We start from the raw sequence: 221 nt of genomic DNA on the forward strand, positions 1-221 counted from the left end.
ACCTTGAACTTGACCATCACGCCAAGTACTTCAAACAGTACTACTGCTTCGGCTTGTGATAGTTACACTTGGTCAGTAAACGGGACAACATATACGGCTTCTGGAACTTATACTTCAGTAGTAGGCTGTCATACTGAAACCTTGAACTTGACCATCACGCCAAGTACTTCAAACAGTACTACTGCTTCGGCTTGTGATAGTTACACTTGGTCAGTAAACGG

The 221-nt window shown here is 43.4% G+C and carries 1 protein-coding gene; it reads left to right on the forward strand.

Annotated features, from left to right (window positions below):
- Window positions 1–221: hypothetical protein (locus tag HA632_RS01870; RefSeq protein ID WP_176305548.1), on the forward strand; the 221-nt coding region annotated here is incomplete at both ends.

It is taken from the genome of Flavobacterium sp. J49 (genome assembly GCF_011742145.1).
GTDB lineage: Bacteria > Bacteroidota > Bacteroidia > Flavobacteriales > Flavobacteriaceae > Flavobacterium.